At 71.5% G+C, this 22,380-nt stretch carries 16 protein-coding genes; 10 read left to right on the plus strand and 6 right to left on the minus strand.

The genetic code is table 11. The features are described 5' to 3' along the window. Positions 1–19 precede the first annotated feature (19 nt). Positions 20–484, plus strand: a complete 465-nt coding sequence (locus Q2K21_RS02385; protein ID WP_310763611.1) for a hypothetical protein — start codon at positions 20–22, stop codon at positions 482–484. 126 nt (positions 485–610) lie between these two features. Here the strand turns inward: Q2K21_RS02385 and Q2K21_RS02390 are convergent, their stop codons facing one another. After that, positions 611–1,417, minus strand: a complete 807-nt coding sequence (locus tag Q2K21_RS02390; RefSeq protein ID WP_310763613.1) for a helix-turn-helix domain-containing protein — start codon at positions 1,415–1,417, stop codon at positions 611–613. A gap of 127 nt (positions 1,418–1,544) precedes the next feature. Between Q2K21_RS02390 and Q2K21_RS02395 the strand changes: the two genes are divergently transcribed. From Q2K21_RS02395 to Q2K21_RS02410, 4 genes are all read left to right on the plus strand, one after another. Beyond that, positions 1,545–2,651 (plus strand): LLM class flavin-dependent oxidoreductase, encoded by a 1,107-nt coding sequence (locus Q2K21_RS02395; protein ID WP_310763615.1) that lies wholly within the window; start codon positions 1,545–1,547, stop codon positions 2,649–2,651. Continuing rightward, complete coding sequence (locus tag Q2K21_RS02400; RefSeq protein WP_310763617.1) at positions 2,648–3,364, plus strand: FMN reductase; 717 nt, start codon at positions 2,648–2,650, stop codon at positions 3,362–3,364. Before Q2K21_RS02395 ends, Q2K21_RS02400 begins: the two co-directional genes overlap by 4 nt. A 378-nt stretch (positions 3,365–3,742) precedes the next feature. Next, positions 3,743–4,453: a response regulator transcription factor gene (locus Q2K21_RS02405; RefSeq protein ID WP_310763619.1), complete on the plus strand. Its 711-nt coding sequence runs from the start codon at positions 3,743–3,745 to the stop codon at positions 4,451–4,453. A 47-nt stretch (positions 4,454–4,500) separates the two neighbouring features. Further along, a complete protein-coding gene (locus tag Q2K21_RS02410) occupies positions 4,501–6,021 on the plus strand; it encodes a HAMP domain-containing sensor histidine kinase (RefSeq protein WP_386276157.1) in 1,521 nt (506 codons plus the stop codon). A 76-nt stretch (positions 6,022–6,097) separates the two neighbouring features. Here the strand turns inward: Q2K21_RS02410 and Q2K21_RS02415 are convergent, their stop codons facing one another. Further along, complete coding sequence (locus tag Q2K21_RS02415) at positions 6,098–8,050, minus strand: APC family permease (protein WP_310780557.1); 1,953 nt, start codon at positions 8,048–8,050, stop codon at positions 6,098–6,100. Positions 8,051–8,371: 321 nt separating this feature from the next. Between Q2K21_RS02415 and Q2K21_RS02420 the strand changes: the two genes are divergently transcribed. Continuing rightward, entirely contained in the window at positions 8,372–9,649 is a 1,278-nt protein-coding gene (locus Q2K21_RS02420) for an ArgE/DapE family deacylase (protein WP_310763621.1), read from the plus strand. Positions 9,650–9,834: 185 nt separating this feature from the next. After that, positions 9,835–10,293, plus strand: coding sequence for a hypothetical protein (locus tag Q2K21_RS02425; RefSeq protein ID WP_310763623.1), 459 nt, complete (start codon positions 9,835–9,837; stop codon positions 10,291–10,293). 56 nt (positions 10,294–10,349) lie between these two features. Here Q2K21_RS02425 and Q2K21_RS02430 read toward each other — a convergent pair whose 3' ends face one another. Together Q2K21_RS02430 and Q2K21_RS02435 are read right to left on the minus strand one after the other, a co-directional pair. Next, a complete protein-coding gene (locus tag Q2K21_RS02430) occupies positions 10,350–11,528 on the minus strand; it encodes a glycosyltransferase family 4 protein (RefSeq protein WP_310763624.1) in 1,179 nt (392 codons plus the stop codon). A 76-nt stretch (positions 11,529–11,604) separates the two neighbouring features. After that, on the minus strand, positions 11,605–13,791 hold the full coding sequence (locus Q2K21_RS02435; RefSeq protein ID WP_310763627.1) for a glycogen debranching N-terminal domain-containing protein: 2,187 nt from the start codon (positions 13,789–13,791) through the stop codon (positions 11,605–11,607). 297 nt (positions 13,792–14,088) lie between these two features. On the opposite strand from Q2K21_RS02435, the gene Q2K21_RS02440 reads away from it, so the two are divergent. Beyond that, positions 14,089–17,046: a tetratricopeptide repeat protein gene (locus Q2K21_RS02440; RefSeq protein ID WP_310763628.1), complete on the plus strand. Its 2,958-nt coding sequence runs from the start codon at positions 14,089–14,091 to the stop codon at positions 17,044–17,046. Positions 17,047–17,079: 33 nt separating this feature from the next. Here Q2K21_RS02440 and Q2K21_RS02445 read toward each other — a convergent pair whose 3' ends face one another. Both Q2K21_RS02445 and Q2K21_RS02450 read right to left on the minus strand, forming a co-directional pair. Next, the gene (locus Q2K21_RS02445; RefSeq protein ID WP_310763630.1) at positions 17,080–18,552 is read right to left on the minus strand and encodes an APC family permease; all 1,473 of its coding nucleotides are present in this window, start codon (positions 18,550–18,552) and stop codon (positions 17,080–17,082) included. A gap of 122 nt (positions 18,553–18,674) precedes the next feature. Beyond that, entirely contained in the window at positions 18,675–19,409 is a 735-nt protein-coding gene (locus Q2K21_RS02450) for a FadR/GntR family transcriptional regulator (protein ID WP_310763632.1), read from the minus strand. A gap of 442 nt (positions 19,410–19,851) precedes the next feature. On the opposite strand from Q2K21_RS02450, the gene Q2K21_RS02455 reads away from it, so the two are divergent. Together Q2K21_RS02455 and Q2K21_RS02460 are read left to right on the plus strand one after the other, a co-directional pair. Then, a complete protein-coding gene (locus Q2K21_RS02455) occupies positions 19,852–21,300 on the plus strand; it encodes an amino acid permease (RefSeq protein WP_310763634.1) in 1,449 nt (482 codons plus the stop codon). A gap of 252 nt (positions 21,301–21,552) precedes the next feature. Then, the gene (locus Q2K21_RS02460; RefSeq protein ID WP_310763636.1) at positions 21,553–22,245 is read left to right on the plus strand and encodes a hypothetical protein; all 693 of its coding nucleotides are present in this window, start codon (positions 21,553–21,555) and stop codon (positions 22,243–22,245) included. Positions 22,246–22,380 lie beyond the last annotated feature (135 nt).

Here is a 22,380-nt window from a genome sequence, read left to right on the forward strand (position 1 = left end):
AGGCGGAGGAAGTGACGTGATGCGGAAACGGATGCGTATGGCCGTCGTGCTGGGCGCGGCCGCGGTGGTGGGGGTGGCGGTGCCCGCCGTGGCCGCGAGCCCCGAGGCCGACCTCTCGTATCACGGGTATGTGGCCATGGCCGCCGACGAGGTCGGTGTGTGGCTCACCCCGCGCAACCATGGGCCGGCCGACGTCGCCGGCGCCACCGTGCAGGTGCGCTGGTCGTTGCCGCTGGCGGACCAGCAGGTGCTGCCGGCGGGGTGCGTGCGCTCCGACGCGCGGACCGTGCTGTGCGGGACGGGGCCGATCGGCGTGGGCAGGATGGGCAAGGAGATCGACCTGCGGGTCCGGCTGGGGGTGCCTTCGACCGAGGTGACGATGACGATCGACACGCTGTGGGTCGGCGGCACGGTGGATCCGAACCATGGCAACGATCAGCGGCAGGTGCTGGTCCTTGACACGGGGGATGTGTACGCCTTTTGAGCGAGCCCGGCTTGTGAGGGGATGAGGCAGGGTCCGGGGCGGTTGCCGCTTGATCCTCAGTGGCGGGTGTGTCGTGGCTTGTCGCGCCCGCGCGGCGGAGCCGCACTATGTCTCAGCCCCCCGCCCCTATGGGGCGCGATGGCGAACGTAGGCCGTGGGAGGAACCCCGACCGTCGCCGTGAAGTCCCGGACCAGGTGGGCCTGGTCCGCGTAGCCCAGGTCCGCTGCCAGGCCCGCCCAGTCCACCTGCCGTTCCGTCTCCGCGCGCTCCAGGGCCTCGTGGATGCGGTAGCGGAGGATGACCCACTTCGGGCCGATGCCCACGTACGCGGCGAAGAGGCGCTGCATGACCCGTACGGTCATGCCCTCCGCCCGCGCGAAGTCGGCGACGCGGCGGATCGTACGGTCCGTGCGGATGCGGTCGACGAGGGCGACCGCAAGGTCGGCCTGGGGGTCCGGACGGGGGTCGAGGTTCAGCAGGAAGGCGTCCAGGGCGGCCACGCGGTCGCGCTCGGCGTCGGGGGCGAGGGGTGCCGCGGGGTCCGTGTCCGGGAACACCTCGGGCAGCAGGACGCGGCGGCCCGTCCAGTCCGTCACCGGGCGGCCGGGCGCGAAGGGGCGGAAGCCGCCCGGGCGGAACTTGATCCCGCAGACCCGGCCCCTGCCCTCCAGCTTCTGTGTGAACAGCTCCAGGCAGATGCCCGCGACCTCGCCCCAGGGCGCCTGGTCGCCGTGCTGCTGGAAGACGACGTTCACCGCCGGGTGGGGGACGACATGGGACGCGTACGGCTCCGGGAGGTCCCAGTCGATCAGCCAGTAGTGCTCCAGGTACCGGCGCAGGGGCTCGGCCGGTTCGAGACGCCGGAAGGTGACGCGGGAGAAGAGCTCCGCGGCGTCGACGATGCCTCGTGTGTCACGGCGTGGGGCGGCCATGTCGGGATCGTACGAGCGGGCACTGACAGTGGCCGGACACCGGGCAAGGGCGGAGGGAATAGCGGAGGAGGGGGCGCCGTTTGGGGGTATAGTTGAATTGTAAACAACTTGGAGGGTGTGAGCGACCATGCAGTTCGGGATCTTCAGCGTCGGAGACGTCACTCCGGACCCCACCACCGGCCGGACGCCGACCGAGCACGAGCGGATCAAGGCCATGGTCGCGATCGCGCTGAAGGCCGAGGAGGTCGGCCTGGACGTCTTCGCGACCGGTGAGCACCACAACCCGCCGTTCGTGCCCTCGTCGCCGACCACGATGCTCGGCTACGTAGCGGCGAAGACGGAGAAGCTGATCCTCTCCACCTCCACCACCCTCATCACCACCAACGACCCGGTGAAGATCGCCGAGGACTACGCGATGCTCCAGCACCTCGCGGACGGCCGGGTCGACCTGATGATGGGGCGCGGCAACACCGGGCCGGTGTATCCGTGGTTCGGACAGGACATCCGGGAGGGCATCAACCTCGCCATCGAGAACTACGCGCTGCTGCGCCGGCTGTGGCGCGAGGACGTGGTGAACTGGGAGGGCAAGTTCCGCACGCCGCTTCAGGGCTTCACGTCCACGCCGGCCCCGCTGGACGGCGTCCCGCCGTTCGTCTGGCACGGCTCCATCCGTTCCCCGGAGATCGCCGAGCAGGCCGCGTACTACGGCGACGGCTTCTTCCACAACAACATCTTCTGGCCGGCCGACCACACCAAGCGGATGGTCGAGTTCTACCGGAAGCGGTACGCCCACTACGGGCACGGGACGCCCGAGCAGGCGATCGTCGGCCTGGGCGGCCAGGTGTTCATGCGGAAGAACTCCCAGGACGCGGTGCGCGAGTTCCGCCCGTACTTCGACAACGCGCCGGTCTACGGTCACGGCCCCTCCCTGGAGGAGTTCACCGAGCAGACCCCGCTGACGGTCGGCTCGCCGCAGCAGGTGATCGAGAAGACGCTCGCCTTCCGCGAGTACGCCGGTGACTACCAGCGCCAGCTGTTCCTGATGGACCACGCCGGACTGCCGCTGAAGACCGTCCTGGAGCAGCTCGACATGCTCGGCGAGGAGGTCGTGCCGGTGCTGCGCGAGGAGTTCGCCAAGGGCCGCCCGGCGAACGTGCCGGACGCCCCGACCCACAAGTCCCTGCTCGCTGCCAAGGACGCCCAGGAGGGTTCCGAGGAGGTGACCGTCGCATGAAGCTCGTCGTCGTCTCGGCGGGTCTGAGTGTTCCGTCCTCCACGCGGCTGCTGGCCGACCGGCTGGCCGCCGCCGTGGACGGGCGGGCGCCCGTCGACATCCAGGTCGTCGAGCTGCGCGACCTCGCCGTGGAGATCGCGCACAACTTCACCAACGGCTTCCCCGGGCCGGGCCTGGCCCGCGCGCTGGACGCCGTCACCGAGGCCGACGGGCTGATCGTCGTCACGCCGGTGTTCTCGGCGTCGTACAGCGGACTGTTCAAGTCGTTCTTCGACGTGCTCGACAAGGACGCGCTGGTGGGCACGCCGGTCCTGATCGCGGCGACGGGCGGCAGCGCCCGGCACTCGCTGGTCCTGGACCACGCCCTGCGTCCGCTGTTCTCCTACCTGCGGGCCGTGGTCACCCCGACCGGCGTGTACGCGGCCTCGGAGGACTGGGGCGCGGAGGGCCTGCCCGAGCGGATCGAACGGGCCGCGGGTGAACTGGTACGGCTGATGGGCGCGGGGTCCCCCGAGCAGGCGGCCGTCTCCCGTGCGGCGACCGGCGAGCCGGAGCCCGCCGGGGCCGTGTCCGAGCACGCCGCGTACGGGTCGGAGATCGGGCCCGCGCCTGCCGGGCTGCAGCGTGTGCCCGTGCCGGGCGGCGGTGCGAAGGGCTCGCACGGTTTCACGGTGGTCCCCTTCGAGCAGCAGCTCGCCGCGCTGCAGGGCTAGGCGCTCCGCGGGAAGTGCCGCGATCGGCCGTTGCTCGTCTGCGGGTGCGTCGTTGCTCGTCTGCGGGTGCGTCGTGGCTGGTCGCGGCCACGCGGCGGAGCCGCACATTGATGCAGCCCCGCGCCTCTTTGGGGCGCGGGGTGAGGGATGGGCCGCCACCGTCGTACCGTTCCCGGCCCACCCCACCGCGCCGACCGGCCCCCGGACCGGGGGTTCCGGGCCTGCCTGGCGTGCCCCCGGAGAGGCACGTGATGTAGCCGACACCCTGGCCCGACCAGGTAAGTCGCCCCGTCCGGCGCGGTGAGAGGCGGGTAAGAAGCCCGCCCGCGGCCCGGCTCACCCGGTGGTGTGCCGCCATGGCCTTGGCAGACTGGTGGCGTGACCCAGACAGTGCTGCTCGCCGAGGACGACCGCGCCATCCGTCATGCCCTGGAACGCGCGCTGACGCTGGAGGGTTACCGGGTGACCGCCGTGGCCGACGGGGTGGAGGCCCTCGCCCAGGCCCACCGCACCCAGCCCGACGTGCTCGTTCTCGATGTGATGATGCCCGGCATCGACGGCCTCCAGGTGTGCCGCGTGCTGCGCGCCGAGGGCGACCGCACCCCGATCCTGATGCTCACGGCCCTGGTGGAGACCGCAGACCGGATCGCCGGCCTGGACGCGGGCGCAGACGACTACGTGGTGAAGCCGTTCGACGTCGAGGAGGTCTTCGCCCGGCTCCGGGCCTTGCTGCGCCGCACCAACGGCTCCGTCTTCCAGGCGCCCAAGGAGGAGGACAAGATCCCCAACGGCCAGGTCTCCGTCGCCGGGCTGCGCATGGACGTACAGGCGCGCCGCGCCTGGCGCGGCGAGCGCGAGCTGGAGCTCACACGGACCGAGTTCGACCTGCTGGAGCTGCTCGCCCGCAACGCCGGCATCGTCCTCGACCACGCCACCATCTACGACCGCATCTGGGGCTACGACTTCGGCCCCGGCTCCAAGAACCTCGCCGTCTACGTGGGCTATCTGCGGCGCAAGCTCGACGAGCCGGGGGCCCCCGCGCTCATCCACACGGTGCGCGGCGTGGGGTACGTACTGAGGGAGGACTAGTGCCTCCAGCACCGCGTTCGGGCGCCGAGGACGACGCGGGGGCCGGAATGCGCCTGTGGCGGCGGCTGCCGCGCGGGCTGCGCCGCCGACTGCGGCTGCGGTCCCGGCTGCGGCGGATGTCGTCGCTGCGGACCACCTTCACCGTGTCGTTCGCGGCCGTGGCCGCCGGCGTCACGGTCCTCGTCGGCTTCCTGAGCTACGACGCCGCCGCCCGTCTCGTGCGGGTGGACCAGCAGACCGTGTTCGCGCAGGTGGTGGCCGATCTACGGGACCAGGTCAGCCAGAAGCAGCTGATGCCGGACGACTTCGCCATCTCCGAGAAGGACCACGACACCCCGCGCGACGACATCATCCGGCCCAGCCGCACCGTCGTGCAGGTGCTCGGACATGGTGGCGCGGTTGTCGACCACTCCAACCCCGCGCTGCCCGTCGGCGCCGACGACCGCAGGACAGCGGACACCGCCAAGCCGGGCAAGCTGGTGGAACACGGGAACGTCGATGTCGGCGGCGATGTCTACCGGGTCGCGACCGTCGCGCTCGGCCGTGGTCAGGGCGCGGTGCAGGTGGCCCAGGAGCTCAGCAGCACCGAGGACCTGCTGCGCAGCCTCCAGCAGCGAACGGGCCTGCTGGTCGGCGCGGTGGTGCTGGCGGCCGGGCTGTTCGGCTGGTGGCTGGCACGGCGGATCACCCGGCGGCTGGTGCGGCTGGCCGGTGCCGCCGAGGACGTGGCGCGCACCCGGCGGCTCGGCATCCAGGTGCCGGTCACCGGGAACGACGAGGTGGCCCGTCTCGGCCGCTCCTTCGACCGCATGCTGGGACGCCTGGCCCAGTCGGAGGAGGACCAGCGGCGCCTGGTGCAGGACGCGGGCCATGAACTCCGTACGCCGCTGACGTCCCTGCGTACGAACATCTCGCTCCTGCGCCGGATCGACGAACTGCCGCCCGCCGCCCGCGAGGAACTGGTCGCCGACCTCGCCCAGGAGTCCCGCGAGCTGACCGACCTGGTGAACGAGCTGGTCGACCTGGCGGCCGGACAGTCGGACACGGAACCGGTGCAGCGGCTGACGCTCGGCGACGTCGCCGAGGACGTGGCGACCATCGCCCGCCGCCGCACGGGGCGCGAGATCCTCGTCCGCGTCACCGGTGACACGACGGTCGACGGACGGGCTACGGCGTTGCAGCGGGCGGTGTCCAACCTGGTGGAGAACGCGACGAAGTTCGACCGCGACGGGAAGGCGCCGATCGAGATCGTCGTCACGGGTGCGGAGCATCCGTCCCGGGTGGAGGACTCCTCCGACGAGCCGGACAGCGGGCCGCCGCTGGGCAGTGTGCGGGTCGAGGTCCTCGATCGGGGGCCCGGGATCGGGGAGTACGACCTCATGCGGATCTTCGACCGGTTCTATCGGGCTGCCGATGCGCGGAGTCTGCCCGGGTCGGGGCTCGGGTTGTCGATCGTGCGGGAGGTTTCCATGTCGCATGGGGGAGGGGCGTTTGCCTATCGGCGCGTGGGGGGTGGGTCGGTTATCGGGTTCACGGTGGGTGGGGGGACGTCGGGCGGGGGCGAGTAGAGGGGTGCCGGGGGGTGGGGGCGGCCAGGGGTGGGTTTCGCTCACCGGCACTTGCCGGGTGGGCGCAGTCCGGGGTTCAGCCGACGTGGACTCGTGGGCGGCGTTTGCGGTCTGGTTCTGCTTCTCGTAGGACCTCTCGGGTCACCGGTGCCACCTCGCCCTGGCCGAAGAGGAAGAAGCGCAGGAAGTTGGCGAACGGGTTGCCCTCGGTCCATTCGAAGTAGATGTGCGGGATGCAGCCCGTCGAGTCGCGCACGTGCAGGCACAGCGCCGCGAGCGCGTTGGGGATGGAGGACGACTCCAGGGTGAGCACGCGGTAGCGGCCGTGCATCACTTCGCCTCGTACGTTCATGCTCGCCTCGAACTCCGAGGGGTCGCCGACCGTCACCTCCACGAAGACGAAGTCCTCCTGCGGCGGGAGGTCGTTGTCGTTGCGGATCTGCTCGATCTTGTCCCGGTACTCGGTGATGTCCCGTTCCTCGGGCTCGTTGGCGATGAAGCGGATGCGGCGGCTGGCGATGTCCCGGACGAAACGCTCCGCCATGTCGTCCATGGTCATGCTGGTCACGCGTAGCTCGAAGGAGCGGGCGAGCCGTGACCCCAGCGAGAGGAGGATGATCCCGGCGATGAAGCAGGCGCCGATCTTCACGCCGTCCGGGCGTTCGATGACGTTCGCGACCGTCGTGTAGAGGAACACCGTGGCGATCACCGCGAAGGCGATCGTCCAGCCCTTCTGGCGGGCCTTGCGGGCGGCGATGGTCACCGCGATCGCCGCCGAGCTGATCAGCACGAGCACGCCGGTGGCGTAGGCGCCGCCCTGCTTGTCGACGTTGGCGTCGAAGATCCAGGTGACGAGGAAGGCGACCAGGGTGAAGACGATGACCATGGGGCGCACCGCGCGGGCCCAGTGCGGGGCCATGCCGTAGCGGGGCAGATAGCGGGGCATGAGGTTGAGCAGTCCCGCCATCGCGGAGGCGCCCGCGAACCACAGGATCGCGATCGTCGAGATGTCGTAGACGGTGCCGAAGGTGTTGCCGAGATAGTCGTGCGCCAGATACGCCAGCGCGCGGCCGTTGGCCGGGCCGCCGGGCTTGAACTCGTTCGCCGGGATCAGCAGCGTGGTGATGAAGCTGGTGGTGATCAGGAAGACGCTCATGATCACGGCGGCGGTGGTCAGCAGCTTCCGGGTGTCCCGGATCCGGCCGGTGGGCTTCTCCTCCGTGTCGCCGGGGTCGCCCTCCACGTGAGGCATGACGGCCACGCCGGTCTCGAAGCCGGACAGGCCGAGGGCCAGTTTGGGGAAGACGATCAGTGCCAGGCCGACCATGACGAAGACGTTCCCGTGCTCGGCGGTCAGGGCACTGGTCCAGTCGGTGACCACGTGCCCGGCCGTCAGTACATGCCACAGCCCCACCACCACGACCACGGCGTTCAGCGCCAGGTAGATGCCGACCAGGGAGACCGCGACGCCGATGGCCTCCAGGAAGCCCTTGAGGAAGACCGCGCCCAGCAGGGCGACCAGGAGCAGGGTGATCAGCATCTGCCGGCCGTGCAGCGCGCCGGCGAGGTGGGGGTTCTCGACCAGGTGGGTGGAGGCGTCGGCGGCCGAGAGAGTGATGGTGATCAGGAAGTCGGTGGCGGCGAAGCCCAGCAGGGTGAGGACGAAGAGCTTGCCCTTCCAGAAGGACAGCAGCCGCTCCAGCATGGCGATGGAGCCCTGGCCGTGCGGGCTCTCCTTGGCGACCCGCCGGTAGACGGGCAGGGCGCCGGCCAGGGTGACGATGACGAGGACGACGGTGGCGATGGGAGAGAGCAGGCCGGCGGCGAGGGCGGCGATGCCGGGCTGGTAGCCGAGGGTCGAGAAGTAGTCGACGCCGGTCAGGCACATCACCCGCCACCAGCGCTGGCCCTTGTGCGGGGGTTCGGGCTCGGCGTGGGGGCCCTGCGGGGCGCCCTTGCCCATGTCGGACAGCCCCTCCAGCATCCACGCCCGCAACCGGCTCGGGCGGGCGTGCTCCGTGGCGGCCATCGGCTTGCTCTCCTGGCGTACGGCTCTGCGAACGTTTCCGGCCATCGAGGAGACGGCGATTCCAGCGTAGGCAGAGAGCGCCCCGGAGGCCTGTGCACCACGACCGGATGGCGTCGCACTCCGGCCTGCGCTCGGCTTCGCCCGCGCGGCCGTTGCCCCACACCACCGAGGGACCCGCTCCTCCGGGCGGACGAGGGGAGCGCGGACGACGGAAGTGTGGCGACAGGCCCTGGGCCCCGTCATAGGAGTCCGCCTAGGGTGGCGGCACCCGCGCCGCCGGGTGCTGGAACCCGCGGTGTCTCGTGACAGGAGCAAGCGTCCATGACCGCAGCCCGGTTCAGCGCAGAGGAGGCCGCCGCGCTGGCGGCCGTCGACGAGGCGGCCGTCGCCCGGACCCTGCGGGAGCTGATCGCGATCCCGAGCGTGACCGGGAGCCCGGCCGAGTCGGAGATCCAGCACGATCTGGCCGGACGGCTGGACCGGCTCGGGCTCGACGTCGACCTGTGGTCGATGAACCTGCCCGAGCTGCTGGCGGACCCGGGCTTCCCCGGCGCCGAGGCGCCCCGGGACGAGGCCTGGGGTCTCGTCGCCGCCACCCCGGACGGCGGCGACGGACCGACCCTGATCCTCCAGGGCCATGTGGACGTCGTACCGCCGGGGGACCTCGCGAGCTGGGAGGGCGACCCGTTCACGGCGAGGGCCGTCGGGGACATCGTGCACGGCCGCGGCGCCTGTGACATGAAGGCCGGCCTGGTGGCGCACCTGGCCGCGCTGGAGGCGGTGCGGGCGAGCGGGGCGCGGCTGCGCGGGCGGGTCGCCGTGCACTTCGTGGTCGGCGAGGAGGACGGCGGGCTCGGAGCCTTCGGCACGCTGCGGCGCGGGCACACGGGCGACGCGTGTGTGATCACCGAGCCGACCGGCGGCACCCTGGTGACGGCCAACGCGGGCGCGCTGACCTTCCGTATCGCGGTACCGGGCAGAGCGGCGCACGCCAGCTCCCGTGACGAGGGGGTGAGCGCGATCGACGCGTACATACCGATCCACCGGGCCCTTGCCGCCCTGGAGTCCGAGCGCAACACCGGCCCGGACCCGCTGATGGCGGAGTACCCCATCCCCTATGCGCTGTCGGTCGGCACCGTGCGCTCCGGCGACTGGGCCAGCAGCGTGCCCGACCTGCTGGTCGCCGAGGGCCGGCTGGGCGTCCGGCTCGACGAGGACCCGGCCGCCGCCCGCGCGGACCTGGAGCGGTGTGTGGCGCGGGCGTGCGCGGCCGACCCGTGGCTGCGCACGCACCCGGCGGTCGTGACGTGGCCGGGCGGCCAGTTCGCGAGCGGGCGGCTGCCGGTGGGTCACCCGCTGCGGAACACGGTCGCCACCGCCCACGCCGACGCGACGGGCGGCCCCCGGCTGCGGGAGCGCGGGGCGCCGTACGGCAGTGATCTGCGGCTGTACACGGGGGAGGGGATCCCGACTCTGCAGTACGGGCCCGGGGACGTACGCCTCGCGCACAGTGCGCGGGAACGGGTGTCGGTCACCGAAATCGCGTCGGTGGCCCGCGCGTTGGCGCTGACGGTGCTGCGGACGGTCGGCACGAAGTGACCGCAAGGTAAGAAGTCGGCGGTGTGGCGCCCCGTTCACCTGCTGCGATCACGGACGGTCACCTTTCCGTTGCTGCAATCCAGTGACACCTGGGTCGCCGCCCGGTCGGCGCCGTGGAAGCCTCGAAGTGCGCGCGCAGTGGGGGATCCGTAAGTGGGGGATCTGTCGTAGCACAGGAGAGAAACGTGAAATCCTCACTCCGCACCCGCTCCACCCGTGCGCTCACCGCAGGCGCGCTCTCCGTCGCACTGCTGACGGGCGGAACGGCCGCCGCGTTCGCCGCCGCGTCGCCGAGCCCGTCGCCCAAGATGTCCCGCGGGTCGATGACGCGCCCCGAGGCCCCGAAGCAGCAGGCGGCGCCTCCCAAGCGGACCACGACCTCGATCATGGTCAAGGTCGACAAGCCCTCGGTGAAGCCCGGTCAGTCGGTGGTGTTCACGGAACACACCAAGGGCCTGGCGGTAGGCAGCACGCTGCGGCTTCAGCGCCTCAACGGCACCAAGTGGGTCACCGTGAAGACCACCACGGTCAAGAAGGGCGGCGTCTACACCTTCAACGTCAAGCTCACGAACAAGGGCACCCAGAAGTTCCGGGTGAGCCGTGGGACGACGGTGTCGCCGAACGTGACGGTGACGGTGAAGTGACGGACTGACAGAAGGGGCGCCCCGGGACCCGGTCCAGGGGCGTCCCTCCTCGCGTCTCAGCCGCTGCGCGGCAGCCCTTCGACGCGGTCGGCGGGCAGCGCCGCGTAGGCGGCGCACATCTTGTCCGCGTACGTGTCCAGGTTGAACTGCCGCTCGACGTGCCGGCGTCCCGCCTGGCCGAGGCGTTTCGACAGCCCCGGGTCGAGCAGCAACCGCCCTACCCGGTCGGTGAGTTGTTCCAGACTGCCCGGGGTCACCACATACCCGGTCCGGCCGTGGACGACCGCCTCCGGCAGCCCGCCGATCGCGGTGACCACGACGGGCCGCCCCGCCGACATCGCCTCCAGCGGTGCGAGGCCCAGCGGTTCGGGATAGTCCGACGGGTACACCACCACATGGGAGCGGGCGTACAGCCGTGGCATCAGCTCTTTCGGGGTCGGCACCAGCTCCACGTGGGGTCGCAGCCCGAGGCCGTCGATCAGCCGGCCCAGCCGCTCCAGGAATCCCTGCTGCTCCCGGTGCCAGTCCACCACCTCGTGCGGGCTGGTGAGCACCAGACGGACGGGCAGCCCGGACTGTCTGAGCCGGGCCAGCATGCGCACGGCCAGCTCCGCCCCCTTGTCGGGGATGAGCCGGGCGGGCAGGAGCACGGTGAAGGAGCCGTCGTCGGGCGCGGGTGGCAGTTCGCGGAACCGGGCGGTGGCGATCCCCAGATAGGCGCGCCGGGCGCGGATGCCGAGATGGGTGCGGCAGGCGAAGGCGAGATAGTCGGACACCACGTAGTGGCCGTCCCAGGAACGGCAGAACTGGGCCGTCCACGGGTCCTCCGGCCACACGCTGTGGTACGTGTGCAGCAGCGGTGTGCCCGTCTGCTCCTGGAGGCGGCCCAGGGCGAGCGCGGGCACCGGAGAGAAGTGGTGCAGGTTGTGCCCGTGCACGAGCCGCACACCACGGGAGTCCACCACCCGCGCGAGCCAGCGGTGCAGTTCGGCCGCCTGTGCCTGTTCGACGGGCGTCAGCCACCGTCTCGCGCCGCCGTCCTGGCCCGCGGTGCGGCGCTGGTACTCCGCCAGTCTGAGCAGGGGATGGGTGAGGATCTCGACGCGGTCGACGGGCCGCGGCCTCGTCTCACCGGTGAGCAGCGTCACCGTGTGTCCCCTGCGGGCCAGCAGAGCGGCGTAGTCGGCGAGATGCGACTCGACGCCACCGACCGTGGGCGGAAAGGCCCAGTGCACGAGGGCGATGGAACGCCGCGCTTCCGCCCGCCCGCCACCACCCACGTGTCTCCCTCTCGTCGGGGACCGCTGTGCGTCAGTTCGTCGGGGGTCCGAAGGCGGTGACCCGCCAGCCGGGGCCGTCGACGCCGAGTACGTCCGCGCCGCCGTGGACGTCGACCCGTACCTCGACCTCATGGTTCCCCAGCCTCAACCCCCGAACAGAGTAGGGGGAATCGAGGCCCAGGAGCGAGGGCGCGATCGGACGTACCGTCAGACGGTGGCGGGGAGCGTCGGCCTCGATGCCGAGCATCGCGGAGCACAGCAGGGCGGCCGAGGCGGCGGCCCAGGCCTGGGGGCGGCAGGACGGGGGATACGGGGCCGGCCGGTCGAAGCGTGACGACGGGTAGGCGGCATACAGCTCGGGCAGTTGGTAGCCGAAATGCGATGCCGCGTCGAGCATGCCGTCGAGCAGGACGGCGGCCTCGTCCAGGAAGCCCGCCGAGGCCAGTCCGTGGACGGCGATGGCGGAGTCGTGGGCCCACACCGAACCGCCGTGGTAGCTGAAGGGGTTGAATCCCGCCAGCCGCGCGGACCGGGTGCGGATCCCCCAGGGCGTGCGCAGTTCGTCCGAGACGAGGGCCTCGGCGATGTGGCGGCAGTCCTTGTCGTCGCGCAGGATGCCCGAGTTCAGCAGATGCCCCATGTTGGACGCCGGGCCGCTGACCGGGTGTCCGTCGGCGTCGACGGCGATGGCCGGATAGCGCCGTCCGTCCGGCTCGTCGATCCAGAAGGACCGGTGGAAGGCGGCCCGCAGCCGTTCCGCGCGCTCCCGCCATCGTGTGACCTCCGCCGCCTCGGCGCCGAGTGCGGTGAGCATGTCGCAGAAGCCGGTCGCGGCCTGGTACGCGTATCCCTGCACCTCGCACAGCGCGATGGGCGGTTCGATGTGCCGGCCCTCGGAGTCGCGGATCGCGTCGGGGGAGTCCTTCCACCCCTGGTGCAGCAGCCCGTTCGCCCGGCCCTTGCCGTAGCGGATCAGGTCGTCGGGGCCCATCGCGCGGGCGACCCAGCCCATGGCCTCGCGGGCGTGCGGCAGCAGCCGTCGCAGCTCCGACTCCGCCAGCCCCCACTTCCAGGCCTCGTGCAGCAGGACGACGAACAGCGGGGTCGCGTCCACGGAGCCGTAGTAGCGGGCCGGCAGCACCATGCCGCCGTGGCCGTGGCGCGTCTCGGCGGGCCGCAGCTCGTGCAGGATCCGCCCCGGGGCCTCCTCGGTGAACGCGTCGTCCTGCCGGCCCTGGCGCCGGGCGAGCGACCGGAGCGTGCCGCCGGCCAGGCCGGTGCCGAGCGGGAGCATCATCCGCGCCGCCCAGATGCTGTCCCGGCCGAACAGTCCCAGGAACCACGGGCATCCGGCGGCCACGAACTGGTCCTCGCGCTCCCCGGTCGTCCCTTCGGGGTCGGCGAGCCGCAGCGCCTCCAGATCGGCGAGACCGCGCCGCAGCAGTGCCGCGAGCCGCGGATGTCCGGTGACCTCGGGGGTGGCCCACGGGGCGGGCCGACGGGGCGGTACGGGGTAGCCCGCGACGGTCGTGGTCTTGCCGTGCACGAGCAGCTGGACGGACCACTCCTCGTCCGGCGCCAGCACTAGCTCCCAGCGCAGCTCGGCCCGGCCGGGGTGTTCCCCGCCGCCCAGGACGATCTCCGGCTCGGGCCGGGGGTGCGCCGCCGTCGGGCCGGGCAGGGCCCTCAGCACGACCCGGCTCTTGTCCTGCGGGCACAGCCAGCGCACCCCGGGGTCGGCGCCGTCCACCGGTGTGCACGGGACGTCGTCCGTGGCGGCGCCCGCCTTGACCGTGGCGACGTCCGCGAGATCGGTGGCGGCCACCACGGAGAACGTGCAGCGCACCTCCCGCGCACCGACGTTGTGCAGCCGGACGACGTCACCGAGGTCCTCGTCGCCCGGATGCCGTACGGCGCGCTCCCGCGTGACCAGCAGCCAGGGCGCGGACGTCGGGTCGGCGGCGTCCCGGCACATCGCCCGGAACACGGCCTGGCGGGCACCGGGCGAGCAGTGGTCGACCGGTTCGGGCTCCAGGCCGTCGACGAGCACGCGGAGTGTGTGCAGCAGCCTGCGGTCCTGGTCGTAGAAACCGTCGACCCCCGTGCCGCGCAGCTGCCCGTCGGGGGACGACAGCGCGAAGGACGGCGCGGCCAGGCAGATCACCGTGTCGTGCAGAAACGGCTGGAGGCCGGCCTCGGGGGCGGCGGAGTCGATCACTGGAGTACCTTTCCGAAGCGCCGCGTGGCCACTGCGCCTGTGCCGGCTCGGCCTGTCGGGGATGCGTCGCATCCTCGCAAGTAACGAGGGCGGTCCATCGAGGGATACATCCGCACGTGGTGGGGAGCAACCTTAACGGCTCTCCGCCGCCGTCAGCCATCATGCGGGGCCGGGCGCTTCCCGGCGTTTCCGGGGATGTCTCCCGGGGATCAATGTGCGCAGCACGGGCGCCAAAAGTCGCTCCACGCCCCATAATTGATGGTCCGTATGGGGGTGCGGTGTCGGGCAGGGGGATCCATGCGCCGTAACAACAGGGTCCGGCGGCGCCTGGACCAGGCAATGGTGTTCGCGGGTGCGGCGGTCGCCGCCGGCGCGGGCACCGGGGTCAAGTTCGTCGACGGCGGTGCCCAGGCGCTGATGATCTGCCTGCTCGCGGTGGGGACCGGCCTCGGGGCCTATTCCGCGAACTCGCTGCGCGCCCGCGCGGGCGGTCCCCCGCCCCAGGTGCTGATCAGCCATCCGCACGGCGACGAGCCCTGGGCCCACTGGCTGGCCTGGCGGCTGCGCCGCATCGGATACCTCACCTCCACCCGGGCCTGGCCGGCCGCCGGGCAGCCCGTGCCGCCGCCCCCGGAGATCGCCCCCGACCATGAACTCGTCATCGTCTCCCGGGCGCTGGCGGACCCGGACCACACCCACGACCAGCACCGTCCGACGTGGTCGCGCGGCAGGTCCGTACTGGCCCTGGTGACCTCGCACCGCACCCCCGTACCGACCCGCTGGGCGGGCCACGAGGTGCTGGACCTGGCCGGCCGCACGGCCGACGACGCGGCGGCGACCGTCGACGCCCGGCTGCACCAGGCCGGCGCCGTGCCGCTGCCCGACTACACGGCCGCCCATGTGGCCGGCGAGGCCGAACCGCGCTACCCGGGCCTCGGCCCGCTGGTCACCAATCTCGAACCGCGCGGCGTCCACCACTTCACCGCCCGCCGTACCGAGCTCGCCCTGCTGCGCTCGGTGCTGGGCAAGGCGAACGTCGCGGGAGAGGGCCGGATCTGCGCGATCCACGGGCTCAGCGGCATCGGCAAGACCACCCTCGCCCTGGAGTACGCACGCCAGTACGAGGATCTGTTCGACGTCATCTGGATGGTGCAGGCCGGCCACGCCCCCACGGCCCGCGCGAGCCTGATCGACCTGGCGCGCAAGCTCCAGCGCGTGCGCGACGACCGGTCGGGGGCGCCCGCACCCCAGGAGGAGACCGACCCGGAACAGACCCTGCGCCGCCTCCTCCTCAACGAACTGCCCAGGACCAAGTCCCTGCTGATCTACGACGGCGCCGAGGACGACTCCGCCATCCGGGAACTGCTCCCCGACGCGCGGAACGGCGGCCAGGTGCTGATCACCTCGGTCAACCCCGTCTGGCAGCGGATCGCCCCGAACCGCATCGCCCTGGAGGCGTTCACCACCGAGGAGGCGGTGGACTTCCTCCGGGACGCGACCGGGATCGACGACGACGCCGGACTCACGCGCATCGTCGAACGCCTGGGCCGGCTGCCGCTTCCGCTGGAGCACGCGGCCGCGTCCCTGCGCCACTCGCCCGACATCGACTCGTACCTGGACCTGCTGGAGGCCGACTCCAGCGGCGCGGAGGCCTGGATCCTCTCCTTCAACCAGGTGGAGGCGAAGGACGAACTCGCCGGCCTGCTGCTGCGGCTGTGCGCGTTCCTCGCACCGCGCGGCATCCCGAGCTACTTCTTCGAAGCCGAGGCGGACCGTGCCGATCTGCTGCCCGCGTCCCTCGCCGACGGCGTGACGGATCCGGTGCGCCACCGCAGGATCAAGGAGACCGCCAAGAGCTACTCCCTGCTGACGGGCGAGGGCCAGCTGGCCATGCACACCCGGGTGCAGGCGGTGATCCGTGACGTGATGACGGACAGCGAGCGCACGGTCCACGCGGCCGACGCCGCCCGACTGGTCGACGGGTGGTTCCCGGAGGACCCGGAGCGGGAGAACACCTGGCCGCGGTGTGTGGAACTGCTCCCGCACGCACGCACCGTCCTGGACCACTGCCGGGAGCTGGGCGTCGCCGACGAGAACACCGCCGAGCTGCTGCAGAGCGTGGGGGAGTACTTCCGGGTGCAGGGCGACCGCGACGAGGCGGAGCGGCTACTGACGGAGGCCCTGCACCAGCGGGAGGAGCGCTGGGGCCGCACGCACGGGCTGGTCGCCGACACCCTGGTCTGCATCAGCCGGCTCAAGGTGGAGTGCGCCGAACTGCCGGAGGCGCGCGGGTTCGCCGAGCGCGCCCTGGAGATCCGTACCCGGCTGCTCGGCGACGGCGACCTCCACACGCTGGAGAGCAGGTTGCAACTGGGCCGGGTGCTGCGCGAACTCGGCGATTTCCCTGGGGCGTCCGAGGCCGCGGAGCAGACGTTGCGACGGCTGCGCAGGCGGGCCGAGGTCGATCCGGTGAAGGTGGCCGAGACGCTGTGCGACCTCGGGCTCGTCCGCTGGCGGCAGGGAAGGCTGCCGGAGTCCGTGGCCCACCACCGTGAGGCGCTGCACCTGCTGGAGAACGCGCCGGGCGGCGGCGACCCGGCCCGCCGCAACCGCTCGGCGTTCGTGCACCAGGCACTCGGCCTCGCGCAGCTGGACCTGCACGACCTGGAGTCGGCGGAGCGCCATCTGAGGATCGCCCTGGAGATCCTCCGGGACGCGGGCTACGCGGAGGGCCATCCCGTGGTCCTGTCCTCCTCCGTCCACCTGGGGGAGACTCTCAGGCAACGGGCGGAGAAGTACCGGGGCAGGGGAGGGCGCCTGGGCGTGCGCGAGCGCTCCTCACCCGGCGACCGGGAGTCCGAGCGCCTGCTCGCGGAGGCGAAGCGCATCTTCGACCATGTCCTGTCGGCGCCCCATATGAACGGCGACCACCCCGACCGGGCGTGTGCCCTGGTGCGCTACTCGCATCTGCTGCACGACCAGGGCAACAGCGAGGCGGCCATGACGGAGGTCAGGAACGCCCACCGCATCTACACGGACAAGTACGGCTCCCAGCACCCCTATGTGGCCGAGGCCTGCTACCGCAGGGCCCTGATTCACCTGGGGCAGGCCCAGCGGGAGCGGGCGACCGAGGACCTGGAGACGGCCCGCGCCATCTATCTGCGCGTCCACCCCGCCGACCATCCGCTGATCCTCCAACTGGAGGAGGAACTGCGGGAGCTTGCGGTGTCGGTGGTGGTGGAGGAGGGGTTCTAGGGGCCGCCGGGCCGCCCACGGGTTCGAACGTGCTCACTCCGCGTCGGCGACGACGGAGCCGACACGTTCGGCCAGGTTCGGGTCGCGGCGGACCAGGAGCGTCGCGTAACCGACGGCGCCGAGCAGGGCGGCCAGTGCCGCGACCGGGAACCAGCTGTACGGCGCGGGCTGTCCGGGCTTGGCGAGGTAGTAGAGCGGAACCAGGATGGCCAGGGTGCCGATCGCGGGCAGCACCAGGTGCCGGACCGTCCGGAACTCCTGCGGACGGTATCTGCGGTAGTACAGCGGCAGCGCGATGTTGGACGCGAGGTAGACCAGCAGAATCAGGATCGCGCCCAGGCTGGAGGACTCGGTGAAGAAGACGACGGGGTTCATCGAGCCGCCGTCGGGCCCGAGGAGATGGCCCAGGCCCCAGCCTCCGATGATCAGCAGGGAGATGGCGGCGAAGGTGACGATCGCGTTGGTCGGCGTACGGCGGGTGGGGTGCACATAGCCGAAGAAGGACGGGAGCAGCCCCTCCCGTCCGGCGTTGAACACCAGGCGGGCCTGGGAGTTGATGCCGGCGATCAGCACGCCGAGGGTGGAGGTCAGGCCCCCGATGTAGGCGAGGAAGGCCAGTGCGCCGAGCGTGTGGTGGGCGACGTCGATGAAGGGGAGGCGGGCGTCGCCCAGCTTGGCCACGTCGTAGTCGAAGCCGGTCACCGTGGCGTAGGAGAAGAGGACGTAGCTCACGGTCATGATCGCGATGGAGAAGAACACGGCGCGGCCGACGTTGCGCCGCGGGTTCTCCGTCTCCTCGGCCAGCGCCGCCGAGTTCTCCCAGCCGATGAACAGGTACACCGCCAGCGGGAAGCCGGCCGCCAGGCCCTTGAGGCCGTGGCTGAGGTGGCTCGGCAGGAACGGGTCGGCGGAGAGATGGCCGCGGTGCTCGACGATCGCTGCGACGGACACCACGACCAGCACCAGCATCTCCACGCCGAAGAAGTAGCCGGCCCACTTGGTGGAGACCACGACCCCGCGCAGCATCAGTACGACCGACAGCCCGGTCAGCAGCAGCGTCCAGATGATCCACGGCAAATCGATGCCGGTGTAGTGGTGCAGGGTGATCTGTACGAAGCCGCCCGAGATCGCGATGACGGAGGCCATCGCGATGATGTAGCCGAGGCCGGCCAGCAGGGCCGTGGTCACCGCGCTGACCGGGCCGAAGGTCTTGCCGACGAAGGTGATGAAGCTGCCCGCGGAGGGGTGCGCGCGGGAGAACTGGGCGAGGGTGTTGCCCAGCAGCGCGACCGCGATGCCCGCGGCGACGATGGTCAGCGGGGACGCGACACCCGCGGTGACGGCGAGGAAGGCGAAGCCGAAGAAGAAGCTCATGGCCGGGCCGACGTTGGCCATCGTGGCGGCGGCGATGTCCGCCATGCCGAGAACGCCGCCGCGCAGGCGCTGGGGTGCGCCGCCGACGGGGCCCGAAGTCGACGACGGGCCGATGGCTCCGGGGTCGGACATGGCGGCGGCTCCTTCTGTGGTGGGGCGGCGCGAGGGGGGTGCGGGGTTGCCGGACTCGGGTCGGTGCGTGAGGAGTGGCCGGTACTCGGGTCGGCGCGAGCGGGCGTCGGCTCGGGCGGGCATCAGCTCGGGCCGGCGTGCTGGTGTGCCTTCACCGCCCGCACGGCCGGGTCCATCGCGCCGCGGCCGAGCTCGGTGAGCAGTTCGGCGTGGCAGCGGTTCCGCTCCCGTACCACCGCGGGCGCCGGAGCGGGCAGCAGCAGGCACAGCCGGCCGAGCAGGTCGGCGGCGAACTCGCGGATTCCGGCGCCGCCGAGCGCCTCGGCGAGGTCGAGGTGGAAGCGTGTCTCCAGTTCGAGCAGTCGTGCCGAGTCGTCGGACAGGTCCATCTCCTCGACCAGCACTCGCAGCCCGTCGAGCTGATCGGCCGGGATCCCGTCCGCGCTCTGCGCCACGAGACCGCACTCCAGTAGCAGGTGGAAGGCGTCCAGGGAGGCCGCCTCGTCGGCGTCGTGCATCAGAGCGACGACCGTGTCCCAGCCCGGCGCGACGAAGGTCCCGCCCGCCCGGCCTCGTCGGCGGTCGAGCAGTCCGTCCTGGCACATCCCCTCAAGCGCGCGGCGCACGGTGATCTCACTGATTCCCAGCTCCTCGGCGAGTACGCCGGCGTCCGCCAGGCGGTCTCCCGGTGACACGGTCTTCAGGCGGACCTGCAGTGCGATCCGTGAGCGGACGAGCTCCGATCCCGTCTGGCCCCTACCGGGCAGGACACGGGCGTCCCGTATCCCGGCGACCGACGCCGGCCGCGCCGCACCCGGCTGGTTGTAGGGGCCGAACTTGCCCGCTGCGTTCACCACGACGCCACCCTAACGGCCTGCTGAGCGGGGGTCATGGCGCGCGTGGCGCCGTCCGCATCGGGGGTTCTCGCGACCACGCCGCGGTGTTGTGCATGGGGGCTCCTGGAAGAAGCGGTTCCGCGATTGCCCGAAAAATTAGACCATGATGAACACTTAAACAAGCCCCCTGCGCAGGGGGTATGCGGGGCGTGCGGGCATCACGAAAAAGACAGCCGGCGGACACCCCTTGTTTTTTCTGATCAGGGTGAACTATTTTCCTGTCGCCAGGAGGCCACGGCGGCCACGGCCCACTATGCCCTCACGGCAACCGTGATCGCGACCCGCGACGAGCCCTGACTTCCCCATCCGTCCCCCTTCGGTGGAACGTGCGCGGCCACCCCGCCCACGCCCACCGACGCATGTCCTCGTCCGTCCTCGTCCCCACTCCCCCATGGATGTCGAGATGACCACACGTCCCCCGCTCTCCACCAAGGACCCGGTGGCCACCACCGAGAGCACCACCGCGGGCTCCGGCCTGCAGGCCGGGCTGAAGAGCCGCCACCTGTCGATGATCGCGATCGGCGGTGTCATCGGCGCCGGCCTGTTCGTCGGCTCCGGCTCCGGCATCGCCGCCGCGGGCCCCGGCATTCTCATCTCCTACGCGCTCGTCGGAACCCTCGTCGTCCTCGTCATGCGCATGCTTGGCGAAATGGCCGCGGCCAACCCCACGTCCGGCTCGTTCTCCGCCTACGCGGACCGCGCGCTGGGCCGCTGGGCCGGATTCACCATCGGCTGGCTGTACTGGTTCTTCTGGGTCGTGGTGCTCGCGGTCGAGGCGACCGCCGGGGCCAAGATCCTGGCCGGCTGGATCCCGGCGGTCCCGCAGTGGGGCTGGGCCCTGATCGTCATGGTCGTCCTCACCGCCACCAACCTGGCCTCGGTCAGCTCCTACGGCGAGTTCGAGTTCTGGTTCGCCGGCATCAAGGTCGTCGCCATCGCCGCGTTCATCGTGATCGGCGGCCTCGCCATCTTCGGGCTGCTGCCCGGCTCCGACCACCCGGCGTCCGGCTTCTCCAACCTGACCGCGCACGGCGGGTTCCTGCCCAACGGCCCCGGGGCGATCCTCACCGGCGTCCTGATGGTGGTCTTCTCCTTCATGGGCAGCGAGATCGTCACGCTGGCGGCCGGCGAGACCGCGGACCCGCGGGGTGCGGTCACCAAGGCCACCAACAGCGTCATCTGGCGGATCGCGGTGTTCTACCTGGGCTCGATCCTGATCGTGGTGTCGCTGCTGCGCTGGGACGACCCGGCGATCCTCAAGGACGGCTCGTACGTCGCCGCGCTGAGCTCCGTCGGCATCCCGCACGCGGGCCAGATCATGAACGCCATCGTGCTGACCTCCGTGCTGTCCTGCCTCAACTCCGGTCTGTACACCGCCTCGCGCATGGCGTTCTCCCTCGGCCGGCGCAGCGATGCCCCGGCCTCCTTCGGGCAGACCACGGGCCGCGGCGTGCCGCGGGCGGCGATCCTGGCCTCGGTGGTCTTCGGCTTCGTCGCCGTCGCCTTCAACTACCTGTGGCCGGACACGGTGTTCCAGTTCCTGCTCAACTCCTCCGGCGCGATCGCCCTGTTCGTCTGGCTGGTGATCTGCTTCTCCCAGCTGCGGATGCGCAAGATCATCCAGCAGGAGGCGCCGGAGAAGCTGGTCGTCAAGATGTGGCTCTACCCCTACCTGACCTGGGCCACCATCGCCCTGATCACGTTCGTGCTGGGCTACATGCTGACCGACACGGCCGACGGCGGCGGCCGCGACCAGGTGGTCCTGTCCACCCTGGTGGCCGCGGGCGTGGTGGTTGTGGCACTGGTCCGCCAGCGGCTGGGCCGGACGCGCAAGGCCGTCACCTCCTCGTAGGGGCGAGGCCCCGCCGGGCGGTGGCCCGCCGGGCGGTGGCCCCGTCTTCGGCCGGCGGCGGTGGTGCGGCTCTCCTGCCGCACCACCGCCGCTTCGCGTTTCCGACGTGCTTCCCTGTGCGGCTTCCTCCTGCTGTCCGCTGTTCAGCCGGTCCTCGTGGTCCGGATCACACCCTTTGTATTGAGTGTGGTCCCCTGTGGATTTCCGTACCCAGGCATGACGACCGAGGTCCGGATGCGAGGATGAGGCGCCATGACGGCAGGGTGGTGTTCTCGCACGATACGAGCCGCGGTGTTCGCGGCCGTCTGCGTGCTGCTGGCCGCCCTGGGCCACGTCCTGATGTCCGGCAGCGACGTGCCCGCGTGGGCGCTGGCCGCCGGCGTGGCCGTGACGGGTGCCGCGGGCTGGTGCCTGGCGGCGCGTGAGCGCGGGCTGCCGCTGATCGTCACGGTCGTGGTCGCCGCTCAGGCTGTGCTGCACTCGGCGTTCTCACTCGCCCAGCAGGCGTCCGGCGGGTCGGCCGCCATGGACATGGGCGCCATGGACATGGGCGCCATGGACATGGGCGCCATGGCGCAGGGCATGGGCTCCATGGGCATGGGCTCGATGCGGATGGACTCCATGGACATGGGGCACATGGGCATGAGCCGCATGAGCCCGTCCATGGCCGGTACGTCGTCGTTCGGCATGCTCGCCGCCCACCTGCTGGCCGCGCTGCTGTGCGGCCTGTGGCTGGCGTACGGCGAGAAGGCCGCGTTCCGTGTTCTGCGGGCCGTGGCCGGATGGCTGGCGGCGCCGCTGCGGCTGCTGCTCACCCTGCCCGTCACCCCGGACCGCCCACGCGTCCGAGTACGTCGCCGCCGCTCGGAGCGGGCGCCGAGGCTTCTCCTTCTCGTTCACGCCATCACCTCTCGGGGTCCGCCTGTGGGCACGGCTGTCATCTGACGACAGCTGGTTTCCCCGAGGCTGCACGGCTGCCTGGCCGCCCGGGCACGCCTTGGGTCACACGGCCGTACGCCGGCGCAGGTGCCGTAGCTCCATGGCGCTGTAGCTCCAAGGCGCCCTGACGCCATGAAGCCG

This window comes from Streptomyces sp. CGMCC 4.7035, assembly GCF_031583065.1.
Lineage (GTDB): Bacteria > Actinomycetota > Actinomycetes > Streptomycetales > Streptomycetaceae > Streptomyces > Streptomyces yaanensis.